Source organism: Singulisphaera sp. GP187, assembly GCF_900129635.1.
In the GTDB taxonomy this organism is placed as follows: domain Bacteria; phylum Planctomycetota; class Planctomycetia; order Isosphaerales; family Isosphaeraceae; genus Singulisphaera.
This window is the reverse complement of sequence record NZ_FSRB01000001.1, coordinates 5,569,433-5,585,980: the sequence shown is the minus strand read 5'-3', so window position 1 is coordinate 5,585,980 and position 16,548 is coordinate 5,569,433. Positions and strand designations below refer to the sequence as shown.

The 16,548-nt window shown below is 63.0% G+C and carries 12 protein-coding genes; 10 read left to right on the top strand and 2 right to left on the bottom strand.

Annotated features, from left to right (window positions below; genetic code table 11):
* The first annotated feature begins 69 nt into the window (after positions 1–69).
* The 9 genes from BUS42_RS21795 to BUS42_RS21750 all read left to right on the top strand — a co-directional run bounded on the left by BUS42_RS21795 (position 70) and on the right by BUS42_RS21750 (position 12,875).
* The gene (locus BUS42_RS21795; RefSeq protein WP_074309667.1) at positions 70–2,001 is read left to right on the top strand and encodes an exo-alpha-sialidase; all 1,932 of its coding nucleotides are present in this window, start codon (positions 70–72) and stop codon (positions 1,999–2,001) included.
* A 40-nt stretch (positions 2,002–2,041) separates the two neighbouring features.
* Complete coding sequence (locus BUS42_RS21790) at positions 2,042–2,986, top strand: succinylglutamate desuccinylase/aspartoacylase family protein (RefSeq protein ID WP_074309666.1); 945 nt, start codon at positions 2,042–2,044, stop codon at positions 2,984–2,986.
* A gap of 60 nt (positions 2,987–3,046) precedes the next feature.
* On the top strand, positions 3,047–4,048 hold the full coding sequence (locus BUS42_RS21785; protein WP_074309665.1) for a Gfo/Idh/MocA family protein: 1,002 nt from the start codon (positions 3,047–3,049) through the stop codon (positions 4,046–4,048).
* A 174-nt stretch (positions 4,049–4,222) separates the two neighbouring features.
* A complete protein-coding gene (locus BUS42_RS21780) occupies positions 4,223–5,050 on the top strand; it encodes an SDR family oxidoreductase (RefSeq protein ID WP_074309663.1) in 828 nt (275 codons plus the stop codon).
* Positions 5,051–5,343: 293 nt separating this feature from the next.
* Positions 5,344–6,108, top strand: coding sequence for an SDR family NAD(P)-dependent oxidoreductase (locus BUS42_RS21775; protein ID WP_074309661.1), 765 nt, complete (start codon positions 5,344–5,346; stop codon positions 6,106–6,108).
* Positions 6,109–6,459: 351 nt separating this feature from the next.
* The gene (locus BUS42_RS21770) at positions 6,460–7,983 is read left to right on the top strand and encodes a sodium:solute symporter family transporter (protein ID WP_074309659.1); all 1,524 of its coding nucleotides are present in this window, start codon (positions 6,460–6,462) and stop codon (positions 7,981–7,983) included.
* Between the two features lie 157 nt (positions 7,984–8,140).
* Complete coding sequence (locus tag BUS42_RS42055) at positions 8,141–9,934, top strand: GDSL-type esterase/lipase family protein (protein ID WP_083670424.1); 1,794 nt, start codon at positions 8,141–8,143, stop codon at positions 9,932–9,934.
* 526 nt (positions 9,935–10,460) lie between these two features.
* Positions 10,461–12,083, top strand: coding sequence for an N-acyl-D-amino-acid deacylase family protein (locus BUS42_RS21755; RefSeq protein ID WP_074309657.1), 1,623 nt, complete (start codon positions 10,461–10,463; stop codon positions 12,081–12,083).
* Between the two features lie 327 nt (positions 12,084–12,410).
* A complete protein-coding gene (locus BUS42_RS21750; RefSeq protein WP_074309655.1) occupies positions 12,411–12,875 on the top strand; it encodes a hypothetical protein in 465 nt (154 codons plus the stop codon).
* A 12-nt stretch (positions 12,876–12,887) separates the two neighbouring features.
* Here BUS42_RS21750 and tnpB read toward each other — a convergent pair whose 3' ends face one another.
* Positions 12,888–13,061 carry an IS66 family insertion sequence element accessory protein TnpB gene (gene tnpB, locus BUS42_RS46620; RefSeq protein WP_083670422.1) on the bottom strand — a complete coding sequence of 58 codons (174 nt, stop codon included), beginning with the start codon at positions 13,059–13,061 and terminating at the stop codon, positions 12,888–12,890.
* A gap of 461 nt (positions 13,062–13,522) precedes the next feature.
* On the opposite strand from tnpB, the gene BUS42_RS21740 reads away from it, so the two are divergent.
* Positions 13,523–13,750, top strand: coding sequence for a hypothetical protein (locus tag BUS42_RS21740; protein WP_143206429.1), 228 nt, complete (start codon positions 13,523–13,525; stop codon positions 13,748–13,750).
* 1,168 nt (positions 13,751–14,918) lie between these two features.
* On the opposite strand, the gene BUS42_RS21730 is transcribed toward BUS42_RS21740, so the two are convergent.
* Complete coding sequence (locus BUS42_RS21730) at positions 14,919–16,283, bottom strand: IS701 family transposase (protein WP_074304624.1); 1,365 nt, start codon at positions 16,281–16,283, stop codon at positions 14,919–14,921.
* Between the last annotated feature and the right edge of the window lie 265 nt (positions 16,284–16,548).

Below are 16,548 nucleotides of genomic sequence, written 5' to 3'. Positions count from 1 at the left end.
GTTCTTTTTCCGTCGAAGTCGAAATCCATGATTTGGATTTCGACTCCTCAAACAGCAAAAGGCTTACACATGAATCCACGCTCAACTTCTCTCATCGCCCTTGTGGGCTGGGCGATCGCCCTCGGCGGATTGGCACAAGCCGCCAACCCCGCACCTCCGCTCGAGCTCGACGAAGCCACCCGGGATCGCTGCCTGACCGTGCTCAAAGGAGCCCTGGCGTCCGACGAGTTCTGGCCGTCGATGCACGCCTCCGAGGCGCTCACCCAGGCAGGGCAGGGGGCTCTCGTCGAGGCCGCGCTCACCCCCAAGCTGCCCAAGGAGACCGATGACCAGAAGCGGTGCGGGCTGGCGCGCGAGCTGTCGCGGGCCGGCGATCTCTCCTATGTGCAGGTCTTGCTCGACATCCTGGGGAGTCCGAGCCCTCACGGCCACATTCACGCAAGTGAAAGCCTCTTCAAAATCGGCCAGGTCGGCGACGGCGTCAAGCTCCGCCAAGCCGTGACGCAGGCCGATCAGCCCAAGCTCGTGATGATGGCCGCCGCCGCACTCGGGCGCGCGGGGAACCGCGCCGCGCTCGATCAGGTCCGCACGTATGTAGGCGACGCCAATGGCGAGACCGCGCGGATCGCCGCCTGGGTGCTCGCCCGAACGGGACGACCCGCCGATCTCGAGTCGCTCCGGGCCGGAGCAACTCGGTTCAGCGACCCACTCACCAAGGCTTACTTCGAGCACGCGCTGGCGAGCCTGGGCGACGCGGACGGCCTCAAGGCGTTGATCCGCAACCTCGCCCACGCCGACTTCAACGTCCGGGTCTACGCGGCCGAGTTCGCCCCGGAAGCCCGCGCGGTCGAAGCCAAGGACGCGCTCCTGCACTTGCTCGACGACCCGGTGCTCGACGTCCGGATCCGCGCCGCCCAGGCCTTGCTCCTGCTGGCGAAACCGGCTCCCGCGTCCCCTTCGGAAGAGTTCAGCCGCGACGTCTTCGTCGCCACCCCCCAGAATCCGCGCTACAGCGAAGGGTCGGTCCTGGTGCGCCGCGACGGTAGCCTGATCTACGCGACGACCGAGTTCCAGGGGAGCGGGTCGGACTTCGCCAAGGCCCGGATCATCGCGGTCGACTCCACCGACCAGGGCCGGACCTGGAGCGAGCGACGCGTGCTCCAGGAGAACGTCGGCCAGCAGAACGTGATGTCCGTCACGTTGCGTCGGCTCAAGACGGCCAACCCGTTTGACGGCCCGATCGGCCTGTTCTACCTCGTGAAGAACTCGCCCACGGATCTCGATGTCTACTTGCGCGTCTCCAACGACGAGGCGAAGACATTCGGCGAGCCGCTGCTCGTCACCACCGACCCGGGCTACCACGTCCTGAACAACGACCGCGTCACGGTCCTCTCGTCGGGTCGAATCCTGGTGCCGATCGCGACGACCAAGGACGCCGTCAAAGGGCCCAAGTACGCCGCTTCCTGCTACTTCTCCGACGACCAGGGGAAGACCTGGAAGCGAAGCCGAGGCCTGATCGAATATGCCAAGCAAGGGGCGATGGAGCCCGAGGTGCTGGAACAGGCCGGTGGACGGCTCCTGATGCAGATCAGGACCATCGTCGGACACGTCGCGGTGAGCGAGTCGACCGATGGCGGAGAGAGCTGGACCGAGGCCAAGTCATGGGAGGTCGCCGGGCCCGAGTCACCCGCCACGCTACGACGGATCCCATCCACGGGCGACTTGCTCTTGATCTGGAACGACACGCTTCGCGACGGCAAAGTCAACAGCAAGCGGACCCCGCTCACCGCCGCGGTCTCGACCGACGAAGGCCGGACCTGGTCGTTCCGCCGCAACGTCGAGAACGACCCCACCAAGTATTACGCCTACACGAGCGTCGTGTTCGACCGCGGCCGGGCCCTGCTCACCTATTATGTGGGCGACTCGAAGACAGGGCGGATCTCATCGCGGTTCCGGTCAGTCCCGATCGCCTGGTTCTACGAAGCCACAACCTCAAACTAATTTGTTCTCGTCTGAATTTGCAAGATCCGGGGAGCCACTCGTGGAACTGGCGACATTGCGACTCGGGGGCCGGCACGACGGTCCCCACGTCCTGCTCACCGGCGGCGTGCATGGCGACGAGTTCGAGCCGATGGCCGCGCTCCGGACGCTGGCCGTCCGGCTCGCCCCTCACGAGATCCGGGGGCGGATCACCATCGTCCCCGTCGTGAACGAGCCGGCGTTCCGCCTCGGCCAACGCGTAGGGGACGACGGGCTCGACCTCGCACGCACCTGCCCAGGGCGGCCCGACGGGTCGACCACGGAGCAGATCGCCCATGCCCTGGCCAACTTGATCCGGGCCGTCGATGCCTATATTGATCTGCACACCGGTGGAGTCAAACTCTCCGTCTCCCCGTTGACCGGGTACATGCTCCATCCCGTCCCCGCCGTGCTCAACCGCCAGCGGCGGATGGCCTGCGCCTTCGGCCTGCCGATCGTCTGGGGGACCGACCCAAGCCTCGAGGGCCGTTCCCTTTCAGTGGCCCGCGACGCAAACGTCCCGGCGATCTATGCCGAATACCTCGGCGGCGGTGGATGCGACCCGAACGGCGTGTCCGCTTATGTTCAAGGGTGCCTCAACGTCCTGGCGGACCTGCACCTGATCGACGGCACACTCGCACGCCCGACCGACGAGCCCCTCGTCATCGAAGATCAGCGCGCCGGCTCGGGGCACATGCAGGTCCAGCACCCCGCGCCGAGCGACGGACTCTTCGAACCCGCCGTGACACTCGGCCAACAAGTCCGCCAGGGAGAGTTCCTCGGAACCCTCTCCGACGTCCTCGGACATGAAGTCATCCCGATCAAGGCCGACCGGACCGGCCTGGTGCTGGTCCTCCGCGGCTTCGCCCGAGTGTCGGCGGGCGAAAGTTTGGGGGTCGTGCTGGAGACCGACCCACCTCCGCAAATTGCCAGCCTCGGAGCGGCGACCGTCAAGTGCCAGCCCTAGGCAGGGTGGCCCGGAACAGGGAAGTCGAGACCTTGATGGCCGCCCCAGGAGATCAAACCATTGAAACGTCAGACTATACTGATCATCGGGGTCGGCTCGATCGGAGAACGACACCTGCGTTGCTTTCAGGCGACGGGGCGTGCCGACGTCCGCCTGGTGGAGATCAACCCCGAGTTGCGACGGACGGTGGCCGAGCGCTACGGGGTCTCGAAGCACTATCCGGACCTCGACTCCGCGCTCCAGGAACCGCCCGACGTCGCGGTCGTGGCCACGCCCGCTCAGACGCACATTCCGATCGCGACCCGACTGGCTGAAGCCGGCATCCACCTCCTGATCGAGAAGCCGTTGAGCACGAGCGAGGCGGGCATCGACCGGCTCCAATCGATCGTCAACGCCCAAAAGCTCGTCGCGGCCGTCGCGTACGTCCACCGCGCTCATCCACTGCTCCAGGCCATGCGTCAGGCGATCCTCGACCAGCGGTTCGGCCGGCCCGTGGAACTCATCGTCGTCACTGGCCAGAACTTCCCGACCTATCGCCCTGCCTATCGCTCGATCTACTACAACGACCACGCCACCGGCGGCGGCGCCATCCAGGACGCCCTGACCCACATGCTCAACGCGGGCGAGTGGTTAGTGGGCCCGATCGATCGGCTCGTGGCCGACGCCGCGCACCAGGTGCTCGAGGGAGTGGACGTCGAAGACACGGCGCACGTCCTGGCCCGCCAGGGGCGACTCCTCGCCAGCTACAGCCTGAACCAGCACCAGTGGCCCAACGAGCTCACGATCACGGTCGTCTGCGAGCACGGGGCGGCCCGGTTCGAGCCGCATGCCCACCGCTGGCGCTGGATGTTGGCGAAGGAGGAGACCTGGCACGACGAGTCGATCGCCCCGCTAGAGCGCGACACACTGTTCATCACCCAGGCCTCGGCGTTCCTCGACGCCGTGGAAGGCCAGCGTGCGCCCCTCTGCTCGCTCGACGAAGGGCTGCAAACCTTGCGGGTCAACCTCGCCGCCCTGGCAAGCGTCAAGACTCAGAGTTGGCAGACGGTGGGAGGCTCATGAATTCAGCCCTGTTTTAGAGACTGTAGCAAGGATACCAGGATCTCGTTCCCACGCCGAGCGTGGAACGAGTTTCTCCCGCAAATTTCGGCCCCCGGGACAGACAAACGGTCCGGTTTCCTTGCAACAGACTCCTGTTTCATACTTTGAACCAACCGACTCGTGGAACCAAGCAAGATGCCTCAGGCTGCCGGCGAATCCCGACCGACGCATGAACCGACCATCCCGGAGCTGTTCGACCTGACGGGCAAGGTCGTCCTGATCACCGGTGGCACGGGCCACCTCGGCTCCGCGATGGCCCGCGCTCTGGCCGAGGCGGGGGCCTCGGTGGTCATCACCAGTCGCGACGCCCCCCGCGCCGAGGCGGCCGCCGCCGCACTGCCGCGCCGGGGCGAGACCGCGACGCACCACGGCCTGGCGCTCGACCACATGAAGCCCGACGAGCTCGACGACGCATTCTCACGCGTCGTCGACCGCGCCGGTCGGGTCGACATCCTGGTCAACAACGGACACGAAGCGCTCGGCAACGACCTGACCAGCGTGACGGCCGAGCAGTTCACCCGGCACCTGGCCCACGCCACCGGTTACTTCATACTCGCCCGGCTGGTGCGTGACTACGCCGTCGAGCGTGCAGGCCCGGCCAGCATCATCCTGCTCGGTTCGATGTATGGATTGGTCGGCTCCTACCCCGACGCCTACGAAGGCATCTGCTCCGCCAGCCCCGTGGCCTACCACACCCTCAAAGGGGGAATCGTCCAGATGACCCGGCACCTGGCCGCCTACTGGGCGGCGGACGGCGTCCGGGTCAACTGCCTCAGCCCCGGCCCGTTCCCCCCCGAACGAGCGCCCGCGGCGATGGTCGAGCGGCTCCGCGCCAAGCTCCCGATGAAGCGGATGGGGCAGGCCCACGAACTCAAGGGGGCCGTCGTCTTCCTCGCCAGCGACGCCAGCAGCTTCATGACCGGTCAGAACCTCGTCATCGACGGCGGCTGGACAGCCTGGTAACGCCAATCAATCAACCACAGAAATCCTATTTATACAAAATCAATCACTCCATCGACTCAAACAGAAACCGAGGCGAATTCACCAGGGCAGGCTTCAGCCTGCCCCCTTCGGAAAGACGCTCGGGCGCCACGGGTTGTACTCAACCCCTGAGTGAAAGCCCTGGTTTTTGGCTCACGGGTTGAGTACAACCCGTGGCACCCAAGGCCTTCGTCCGGCCACTCCAACCATCCAGAACTTCAAGAGCAACTCGCTCCAACGGCTTCGTCTCCGGAACTACCGCGAAGGGGGATTCCATGAAACTCATCGGCAAGAAGGCATTGGTAACAGGTTCAGCCCGAGGGATCGGCCGCGGCTGTGCCATCGAATTGGCCCGCGCGGGGGCCGACGTCGTGGTCAACGACCGCGTGCGTACGCCCGAGGCCGAGGCCGTCGTGGCCGAGATCCAGGACCTCGGACGGCAGGCCGTGCTGGTCGAGGGGGATGCCTTCGACTATGACTCTTGCGCCCTGATCACCCAACGGGCCATCGAGGCGATGGGACGTCTCGATATCTTGATCAGTAACCCCGCCTACTCCCGCCGCGACGACTTCCTCGACTACGCACCCGACACGTTCCAGAAAGTGATTCAAGGAACGCTGGTCGGGGGATTCTCGATGAGCCAGCATGTCGCGAAGCACATGGTCGAGCGGGGCGGGGGAGGGAAGATCGTCTTCATCTCGAGCGTCCACGCCCGCCGCCCGTACCCGCGCAGCGTCGCCTACAACGCAGGGAAAGCGGGGCTGAACCACATGGCCCTGACCATCGCCGCCGAGTTGGTGCCGCATCGGATCAACGTCAACCTGATCGAACCCGGCTGGATCGACACCCCCGGCGAACACGAAGCGTTCGGCGCCGAGGTCATGAGCCAGGCCGGCGCCACCCTCCCTTGGGGCCGGCTCGGCAAGCCCGAAGATATCGGCAAGGCGGCCGTCTTCCTCGTGTCGGACGACGCCGCCTACGTCACCGGCGCGGCACTCCTGGTCGATGGCGGCTTACTTCTTCAAGAGTCGCACTCCTAACCTGTGAGCCGTATTTTACTGCCCTTTTCCTGATGCCCCCGGTGGCTTGCAACCGGGGTGACGCAACACCAGGAGGTCTCGGCCCCAACCAAGGGAAGCTCGTCACCCCTTCGGTTTGTTGGATTGTCTTCCCCTGGGACCGCGGGCGCCCCGCCCGCAATTCCATGAATTCTGATTCCAATTGATTCAAATCAAGAGCGGGCGGGACGCCCGCGGTCCCAGGGAAATCGACGAAGGCACTACGACCACCCATCAGAAAAACGAGGAAGGCCGCTTCTCCCTGTTCGAAGCCCATGCACCCGAATTCCATAAACCACGCCTGGGAAGCACAACACAACACGAGGGCCCTCCATGCTCCATTTCTCATGGATCGACTACACCGTCTTCGGGGGCTACTTGCTCCTCACCCTGACCATCGGCGGCATGTTCTTCCGCGAGAAAAGTAATTTAAGCGAGTACTTCCTGGCGCAACGGAGCATGGGCAGCGTCATCGTGGCGATGACCATTCTTGCGTCCCTGTTCTCGGGCATCAGCTTCCTGGCCGCCCCCAGCGAAGGATATGCCTACGGCTTGACGTTCTATATTGTGAATTTCTCATTCTTCATCGCCACGCCGATTACCACCTTGCTGTTCCTGCCGTTCTTCTACCAGAAGCAGTTCTTCACGGCCTACCAGTACCTGGAGTCGCGCTTCTCGGTGCAGGTGCGAACCCTCGCCTCCGCCTCGTTCATCGTGCGGGTCTTGCTCTGGCTTGCCCTGGCAACCTATGCCCCGGCCCTGGCCCTGGAACAGGTGACCGGCCTGCCGCTCTGGTTCACGATCCTCTGCACCGGGGTGCTGACGACGTTTTACACCACGCTCGGCGGCATGAAGGCGGTCATCTGGACCGACGTCATGCAGCTCGTGGTCCTGTTCCTCGGCCAGGTCATCATCGCGCTCACGGCAGTCTCCCGGGTCCCTGGCGGTTTCGGTCACGTGCTCGAACTCGCGCAATCGAGCGGCAAGATGCAGGTCAGCACGAGCCTCGACCCCACCGTGCGCCTGACGCTCTGGGGCTTGCTCATCGGCGCGACCTTCATGAACCTGGTGCAGATGGCCACCGACCAGGTCTCGGTCCAGCGCTACCTGACCGCCAAGAGCCTGAAGGAAGCCCAGCGCGGGCTCTGGTTCAAGCTCTGCCTGGTCCTCCCGGTCACGGCCGTCTTCTACGGCACCGGCGTCATCCTCTACGCCTTCTACCAGGTCCACGGCGACCCGCTCGCCGCAGGCTATATCCGCAAGCCCGACCAGATCCTTCCTTACTTCGTGGTCACCGAGCTCCCCATCGGCTTCCCCGGCCTGTTCATCGCCGCAATCTACGCCGCCAGCATGTCCACGATCTCGGCCGGGATCAATTCGCTCACCTCGGCCAGCCTCGTCGACTTCTACCAGCGCCTCTGGCCGCACCCCAACCCCGACGAACAGGTGCAACTGCGGCTCGCCCGCTACCTGACCCTGATCTACGGCGCCCTGGTCATCGGACTCGCCTTCCTGATGCCGTACCTCGGCACCCTCCTGGAAGCAAGCAACTCCATCATCGGCCTCGTCGGCGGCCCGATGCTCGGCCTCTTCTGCCTCGGAATCCTCGTCCGCCGCACCACCGCCCAAGGCGCCTTGATCGGCTGGGCCGCAGGCCTCGGCGCCCTCATCCCGATCTGCTTCCTGACCAAAATCTCTTTTCTCTGGTACGCCATGATCGGCTGCCTGACCACCATGCTCATCGGCTACCTCGCCAGCCTCCTCGAACCAGCTCCGTTACCTGAAAAACTGATCGGCCTGACCTGGAACGACCGCACTTCACCCCAAACAGAAACTCAAGATTTTAACCACAAATAATTTAATTCAACACGAACTTTAATACGAATTTCAATTTTATTTTACTTTGTTTTCATTCGTGTCATTCGTGTTATTCGTGGTTAAAATCTGTGTTGTCTTAGCTCCACTCAACGCGTACTGCACCCTGATTTCCGTAGCCAGTCGAGGGAGACGCCCGATGAGAGTCCCCGGTTTCTTGGTCGCGACCGTACTGGTCTTGGTCTCGTCGACGCGGGCCCAAGATCCGCCCGCGTCCCAGAGTACGCCCACGCTGCCCAAGGTGATGCTGATCGGCGACTCGATCCGGCTCGGCTACGCTCCCAAGGTGATTGAGCGGCTGAAGGGCAAGGCGATCGTGGTCAGCTTGCCAGCCAACGGTGGCGATAGCGCTAACGTGCTCAAGCAAATCGATCAGTGCATTCGTGAGCAACCCGACGTCATCCACTTCAATTGTGGCCTGCATGACTTGAAACGTCTCAAGGCCGACGGCACCCACCAGGTCGAGCTCGCCGCGTATACCGAGAACCTCAACCAGATCGTTGCCCAGTTCCGCGCGCTGACGAAAGCCAGCGTCGTCTTCGCCAACACCACGCCGATTATCGACGCGCGGCACGCACGCCGGGGCGGGAACTTCGACCGCGTCGAGGCCGACGTCAAGCAGTACAACGCGGCGGCGGAAAAGGTCATGCGCGCGGCCAAGGTCCCGGTCCACGACTTGCACTGGGTGGTGGAGCAGGAGCAGGGGGGAGCCGAGACGATGCTCGGCAAGGACGGCACCCACTACACGCCGGCCGCCTCCGACCGTCTGGCCGAAGCCGTGGCCGACGTCGTGCTCCGTCAACTCGCCGTCGCCCGGTACCGCCCGTTGCCCGGCCACGCCTCCGGGCCCGAAGCGGCCTCAGCCTATCGCACGGCCCAGGCCAAACGCGACCGCATGGTTCCCGAAGTCTACCGCCAGATCAAGGCGAAGGAGTTCCTCGTTCCCCACGATGCCAACGAATGGAAACGCCGCCGGCCCGATCTCCTCAAGGCCGTCCGCGGCACACTCGGCGACTTGCCGCCTCGGCCGGCTCCGTCGCAGACGCGGGTCATCTCGCGCGAGCTTCGGCCCGACTACGTTCTCGAGAAGGTCGAACTCGACAACGGCGTCGACGGCCAGGTCAGCAGCCTCCTCCTGATTCCCCAAGGCGTCGCCAAGCCTGCACCTGCGATCCTCTGGCTCCACTCTTCCACCCCCGACAAGACCCAGATCCTGATCCCCGACACCAACGGTGGCGAGGAGTCGCTGGGTGAACTCTACGTGAAACGGGGCTACGCCGTCCTCGCCCCCGACGCCTACTGGCACGGCGACCGCGTCGGCACCGGCCCTTCGGGCTCGCTGGAGACTGGCAAGGTCGAGCAAGAGTCGCTCCACAAGTGGAACCTCTGGTTTGGCCGCACCCTCTGGGGCATGATGGTCCGCGACGATCAGGTCGCGCTCGACTACCTTTGCTCCCGCCCCGAAGTCGACAAAGCCCGGATCGGCGCCACCGGCATGAGCATGGGGAGCACCCGCGCCTGGTGGCTCGCCGCCGTCGACGATCGGGTCGCGGCCGTCGTGGCCGTCGCCTGCCTGACCCGCTACCAGAACCTGATCGCCCACGGCGAGCTCCGCGCCCACGGCTTGTACTACTTCGCCAACGGCCTGCTCAACCACTGCGACACCGAAGGCGTCCTCGCCTTGATCGCCCCTCGCCCCTTCCTCGCCCTGACCGGCGACCTCGACGCCGGCTCCCCCGCCGACGGCATCCGCGACCTCGAACGCCTCGTCGGCCAGACGTACCAAGCCCTCGGCGCCGCGGCCAACTACCGGAGCATCCTCTACCCCGACGTCGGCCATTCCTACACCCCCGAAATGCGTGCCGAGATGCTCACCTTTTTTGAACGTTGGCTCACGCCTACTCCGTCTCCTGCAACCCCCACCAGCCCCTGATCCGTCCCCCACTCAAGAGTTCATCATTCCCCAAGCCGGCAATGGTGGACTCGCTGATTCCATTGAAAACAACCATTTTTTGATTTCATTATCCGTAGGGTGGACACGGCCCACCATGGGAACCAGCCCGAGAGCGCATGAGGCTCGGAAGCAAACACGCTCTGCTCGCCTTCAAGAAATTCAGGCAAGCAAAAAGCGACGGCCCCCGCTTTCTCGGTACGAGTCGACAAAACATAGTGGACCGTACCCACCCCACAATTGAGCACTTTCGCATCGATCGGCCTCAACTCCCCTCGTTCCGGAAACCCTGATGCAACCCAGCGCCAATCCCAAATTTCAAGAGACTGCAGCAAGGATACCGGGATCTCGTTCCCACGCTCTGCGTGGGAATGCCGTCCCCGACGCTCAGCGTCGTCTTCCCCGGCGGGTGGGGCCGCAGAGTGTGGGAACGCGTTTCTCCCGCGGCTTTAAACCTCCGGGGCAGACAGATGGCCCGGTTTCCTTGCGACAGACTCAATGGAAAGCGATGCCCATCCTGGCTCTCGCCTTCCTGTTATCCCCCCTCGCCGCCTCGGCGGCCGAGCGTGAGCACTACGACTTGCTCCTGAAAGGGGGCCGGGTGGTCGACGGCACCGGGGCTCCTTGGTATCACGCCGACGTCGCGATCAAAGGTGGCCGCGTGGCCGCGATCGGCCGACTCAAGGATTCGGACGCCGATCGAACCCTCAACGTCGCGGGCCTGATCGTCGCCCCCGGGTTCATCGATATGATGGGCCAGACGGGCGCCTCGTTCCTCAACGATCCGCGGAGCGCGGACAACTTGCTCCGGCAAGGGATCACGACCATCAACGCCGGCGAAGGGTCGTCGGACGCCCCGCTTGGAGGCAAGGAGGCGGAGTCGGCCGGCTGGACGACGATGGCCGAATACTTCAACCGGCTCGACAAGGCCGGGATGCCGATGAACGTCGCCCAGACCGTCGGCCACACCCAAGTCCGCCGCATCGTCCTCGGCGACACCGACCGCAAGGCGACCGCCGAAGAGCTCGAACGCATGAAAGGCCTGGTGCGTGAGGCCATGGAGGCCGGCGCCATCGGGGTGTCGACGGCCCTGATCTATCCCCCGGCCGTCTACGCCCCCACTGAAGAGATCGTCGAGCTCGCCCGAGTGGCCGGTTCGTTCGGCGGCGGCTACTACACCCACATGCGCAACGAGGGCGACCGCCTCCTGGAAGCCATCGACGAAGCGCTCGAAATCGGCCGAGCGGCGGGCACCCCCGTTCATATCTTCCACCTCAAGGCGGCCGGCCGCGCCAACTGGCCGAAAATGGAGCAGGCGATCGCCCGGATCAAGGCCGCCCGCGGCGGCGGCCAGCAAGTTGGGGCCGACATCTACCCTTATATCAACAACGGCCTCGGCATTACCGCCCTGATCCACCCCCGGCATTCCGCCGAAGGTTTCCAGGCCCTCAAAAAGAAGCTGGCCGACCCGGCCGCCCGGGCCCGGATCAAGCATGAGATCGAGACCGAAGCGGGCTGGGAGAACTGGTACCGCCACGTCGGGTCCGACTGGGACAAGATTGTTCTTGTCCAGATCAATGCAAAACCTTACGCCCAACACAACGGCGAGAGCCTCGCCGCCATCGCCCGAGCGGCGGGCAAGGACCCGTGGGACGTCTTCTTCGAGATCGCCCAGGAGGGCGCGGCGGCCTTGCCCCAGAGCATGACCGAAGCGAACGTCATCCGCGCGATGCGTGAAGAGTTCGTCTCATTCTGCACCGACATGGGCCCGGCCGGCGGCCCCGACGTCCTGGGCCACCCGCGCGGCTACGGCGCCTTCCCGCGGATCATCGCCCACTACGTCCGCGACCTGGGCATCCTCTCCCTCGAACAAGCGATCCACCGCATGACCGCCGTCGCCGCCAACGAGCTCCGCCTCTACGACCGCGGCCGCATCACCCCCGGCGCCGCCGCCGACCTCGTCCTCTTCGACCTCGACCGCACCCGCGACCGATCCACCTTCGCCGCCCCCAACCTCCCGGCCGAAGGCATCACCCACGTCCTCGTCAACGGCCTCCTCGTCATCGAAGCCGGCAAACCCACCGCCGCCCGCCCCGGCCGCGTCCTCCGTCTCAAAGAATCTCCCCAATAGCAACCCCTTCCCGTTGAACGGCCGGTCCGGCCGTTGGGATTCCACCCCGGCGGCCCGCCTGCCTGGATACATTCCGGCACTTTCCCCATGACCGTCGCCATAAAGCAGTGTCGGCTGCCCGTATACGAGAACGGCGTCGCGATTTTCAGCGGCATTCTCGGTCCGGCCGCGCAGCAGCTACCGGGCGCAGGTGGGAATGGCTCCGCCAAACACTGAGCGATAGAATCTAGCCCTAGCCCTTCCGCATCAGTTGCCGAATCTTGGGGCGGGACGCTGAAGGACAAACATCGGCTGTAACATCCGCACATTCATCGAGAGTTGGTTCCCATGCTCCCGATCGCGAACTCCACCGAGCTGCCCTGGTGGGCCTACCTTGCGTACTCCTTGATCTTCCTGACAGCCGTGCTGTTCGTACGAAACCGCGACATCAACGACGCCCAGCGCCTTCTCGAGAACGGCTGGTCCGCCCGAGCCATCGGGCTGTTTGTCATCGCCCTAGGACTTGCGGCTGCCTATATACTCGCCTATACGTCGATCATGGACGCGATCCGGATGCAACGGGTGATCCTGATTCATCGCGGTGCGCTGAGCGTTCCGGCGTTGGTCGTTTATGCCGGCCTGTTGCTCCTCGCCGCCGGGCGGCACTCGTCCAGGCTCTTCATCGTGCGACCCGGCGAGCGCTTCACGGCGTTCCAATGGGGTATCATCGCCATCGGAAGCGCCATCGCCCTGGTGCTAGAGTTGGGCCTCATGCAGTTCTTTGAAGCGAACGGGTACACTCCGCACCTGTAGTGCTCACACATGCTACGGCAGGCGTGGTCGCCTGTACGGGGGGTATGATTCCACTGAGCATTTACAGATCAGGAGCTTGATGCGATCGGCCGCCTTGTCGCGAAAGCCGAAGAGGTCTCCCGCGTGCAGATCGCCCTGGAGTCCTTCCCGGACTAGGGCCGCCAAACTGCCGAATGATCTTCTCAGGTCGACCGGCTACGCCGCGAGCCAGATCCGGTCAGACTAGCAGATGACGCAGCCACAGGTGGTATCCGGTCGGCGGACAAACGCCAAACGAAAGACCCGTAAGAGCAATGAAATGACAGGATCGGGCGTGGATGTGTGTCTCACCTCTTATTGATACCGAGAGGCGTTGCCCCCGTGTCGAACCAAGTCCTCGTCGATGCAATTCACCAGCGTACGGTCCGTCGGATTCCGCACTCCGTTCCCCCGGCCGGCAGTAACTCACCACTTGATCCGGGGAAGGGTGGTCAGGCACCTAAAGACGGCAAAGCGGGAAACCTGGATACTCCAACAAGGCAGGCACCCATTTCCACAGAAACTCCCAGATATCCCAGCGGAAATGCCTGGCCACTCGATCATCTGCGTTGAGGGAGGCACCGGCAGCGAATAAGATGGGGCGCTCACTCGACTCGGGGAGTGTCCTTATGTTTGCTGAAATTATCTTCGAGGTCATCTTCGAACTTATCGCCGAGGCGATCACCATCCCGTTTCGCCTGGCTTGGAGGCTATCCCATCCGCCAAACCAAGGGGCAGAGCAACTTGGCACTTCAGTTGATCCGCTATCGTTGACGAACTGTCAAGAGACATGTTCACCTATCAGCCAAAACCAAGGCGAGGCAACTTCCCTCTGGGACCGGGAGTTGGATGGCTGACCGACCGCATGCCAGCACAAATTCACCTCCACACTATCCAATTTTTTAATTTCAATTCGTCTACACATTTCGACTTACCCCTGACTTCGAGTCGAGACCATCCAACCGGGTGGGTTTCGTCAATCGAGAGCGGGCGGTCGCAGACTCAAGGAGAATCCTCGCGATTGGACGATCACTTCAATCACTTTCACCACTTCGATCACCCATTGACCGTCATCCAATCTCCCCACATATCGCCCCCTCCGGGAGATGTCCCAGATACGGTGCAGGTCGAAGAAGGCCGTGGCACGCGCAGATGAGATCTGGCAGAGGATTTCAACGACTTTGCCGTCGGCGATCTCGATCCGCTCACGATCGACCGTGCTTCTGGACGCGCTGAGCCTGAGAATTGAGTCTGGACGTCCCGCTCGAGCCGGGAGTGATCGATCCCTTTCCCGTCAGCTTGACGGTAGCGAAGATCGGCCGAAAAGAGGCTCATGTACGCCTTGAGATCCTTGCGGCGGAATGCGACCTTTGCTTTCCGGTGCGCGGCGTCAAACTCTACAGCAGCTTTAGCTGTATTCAATATCTTCATTTGCCCATGTATCCGAATCGTCCCTAACTCGCCGGATCCGGCTTGAACGACCGAACCTGTGAGGACTTCGCTTACAACGATACCTCACCCATTGCGCACGAGGAGATTTGGCTCCTATGCTACGCCGAACTGCAGTCAATGTCGCCGACGAAGGGGCCAGTCGCTCCGTTCTCCGTTTCGTTCTTCTGACTGGTGCAATGGCGACTCCAGGATGGCCTGGAGCGGAAACCCTCGATCCGGCTGGCCCCATGCTTTGGTGCCTCCATCGGTGATGCAGCATGGCGTTGAGCACCGGAGTCTGGCGGATTCCCCTCGACATCGGCAGGCAGGAACTCACCCCTGGGTGGGTAAGCTGGTAGAATCAAAGCGGCCCCCTTGATTGAAAAGGGAAGGCCCTCTCGTTGAGACACTCGCCGCGCGGCGTCTGAGCTAGAGTCCCATCGGCTGCGGCAGGCTGACTTTACGGCATGGGCGTGCTTAGTTCAAGTTTCGCATAAACAGGGACGGATCGGGAGCGGCCCGAGGCCTGTTATCGACCCCGGCGACCCCTTGATCAAGTGCGAGTGAGGGCCGAAATCTCCGGCCGATGTCGGCTCAGCCCGCGCGGCTGAGAAACTCGGTGAGCTGCGCAATCCAGGCTTTTAGGTCATACCGGTTGGATAGCGCTCCCTCGGTTTTCTCCTCATAGCTGACCCGCCTCAAGGTCGTCAGCAGGTCGGCAAACGAGGCCTCTTGCTTCTTCGGATACCACGGGCGGACCGGAAAACGAAGAAATCGATGACCGGTCTGGTGGAACCAAACCACCACCAAGCTGTAGAGAAACAACGCCATCGGCGCGGTTCGCTCGATGGCCTTGGGGAGGCGATTGGCGGGATCCTCGAGGCCGAGAAGTTGCTTGGTATTTTCAAAAGTACATTCGATTGCCCAACGGTACGAGTAGGCCGAGAGAATCTGCGGGACGGTCCAATCGAGCTTGGTGCAGTAGAACATCTGATCGGGACGTTTCCCCTGGAGGTCACGCACCAAGACGATCGTCAGGAGTCGGTCCTTGCCGGCCTTGTAGTAGAGGGCCTGGATCGTCTTGACCGCCAAGCTGGCATGGAGCCCGAACTGGTCAAAGTCGTGTGGGGTCCAGGGTTGATTCGCATCCTCGGCCCACTCCTTCATGCCGGGGAGGCGCTGGCCTTTCTTGCGGGGCGCCCCTTTGGATTTCTCCTCCTTGGGAGGCGCTGGCTCATAGAGGGCCCCCTTGGGATGGACATGGCTAATGAGATGGACCGTGGGCGGAAGTTGGCCGAGGATGCTCTGGCCCCCATAGGCGCTGTCGCCGGTGATGACGATCTCGTCGTCGGGGAACCAGTCCGCCGCCAAGTGGATCAATTCCATCGCGAGTTCGGGGCGGGTGCGATGATTGGGATCGGGCTTTGCCTTTTTCTTTTTCTGGTTCTTTTTGCCCTTGGTTAAGCCTTGGCGGTTGACATAGAGCCGCATGGCGATGGGCAAGGCAAAGACTTTGGTCGGTGCCCAGAACGGGTGGACGACGATCAGGCAGAGGACGACCCAGTCGTGTCCCCAACTGACGAGAGCTTTGGCTCGACTGGAGATGAGTGGGTCGTAGTGCATGCCGGCGCCGTAGAGGGTGAGTCCGCGTTTTCGGCAGAGGGTGTCGTCGACGGCCCAGTAAAAAGTGGCGCCCGGTGCGAGGATGGAGACGACAAGCTTGGCCAGGGACATCGAGAAGTGATCGAGGTCCCAAGCGGCATGGCTGAAGAAGCGATGGAAGCGTGACCAATGTCCGATGCCAACCTGGCCGCTGGAGAAGATGAGTTCGGTAATATAGCGGTGGCGATTCGAGAGGATCCAGCCGGAGGCGATCAAGGTGAAGGTGTGGAAGGAGGGATTGGTGAAGACGGGTGTGAATTGCTGTAGCAAGAGGAGGAAGGAGGGTGTAAGTTCCATGGGTCGGCGTCCTGTGTCAGGGGAAATTGTTCGGTGTAAGGCCCAAACAATTTGCCAAAAACTGACAGAGACGCCGACGTTTTTTTTGGAGCCCTATTGAATCTACAAGTCGGAATTTGACATTTGGGAAAAGTGCGAAACTTGAACTTAGATGGATCATATCATAAAGAGGGGCGAGGCGGATTCGAGGTCATTGTGAAGAGGAGAGGGGCCGGCTTGCACAAGTTGTGTGGGGTTGCGGGTGGCCGGGACGATGAAGAGGAAC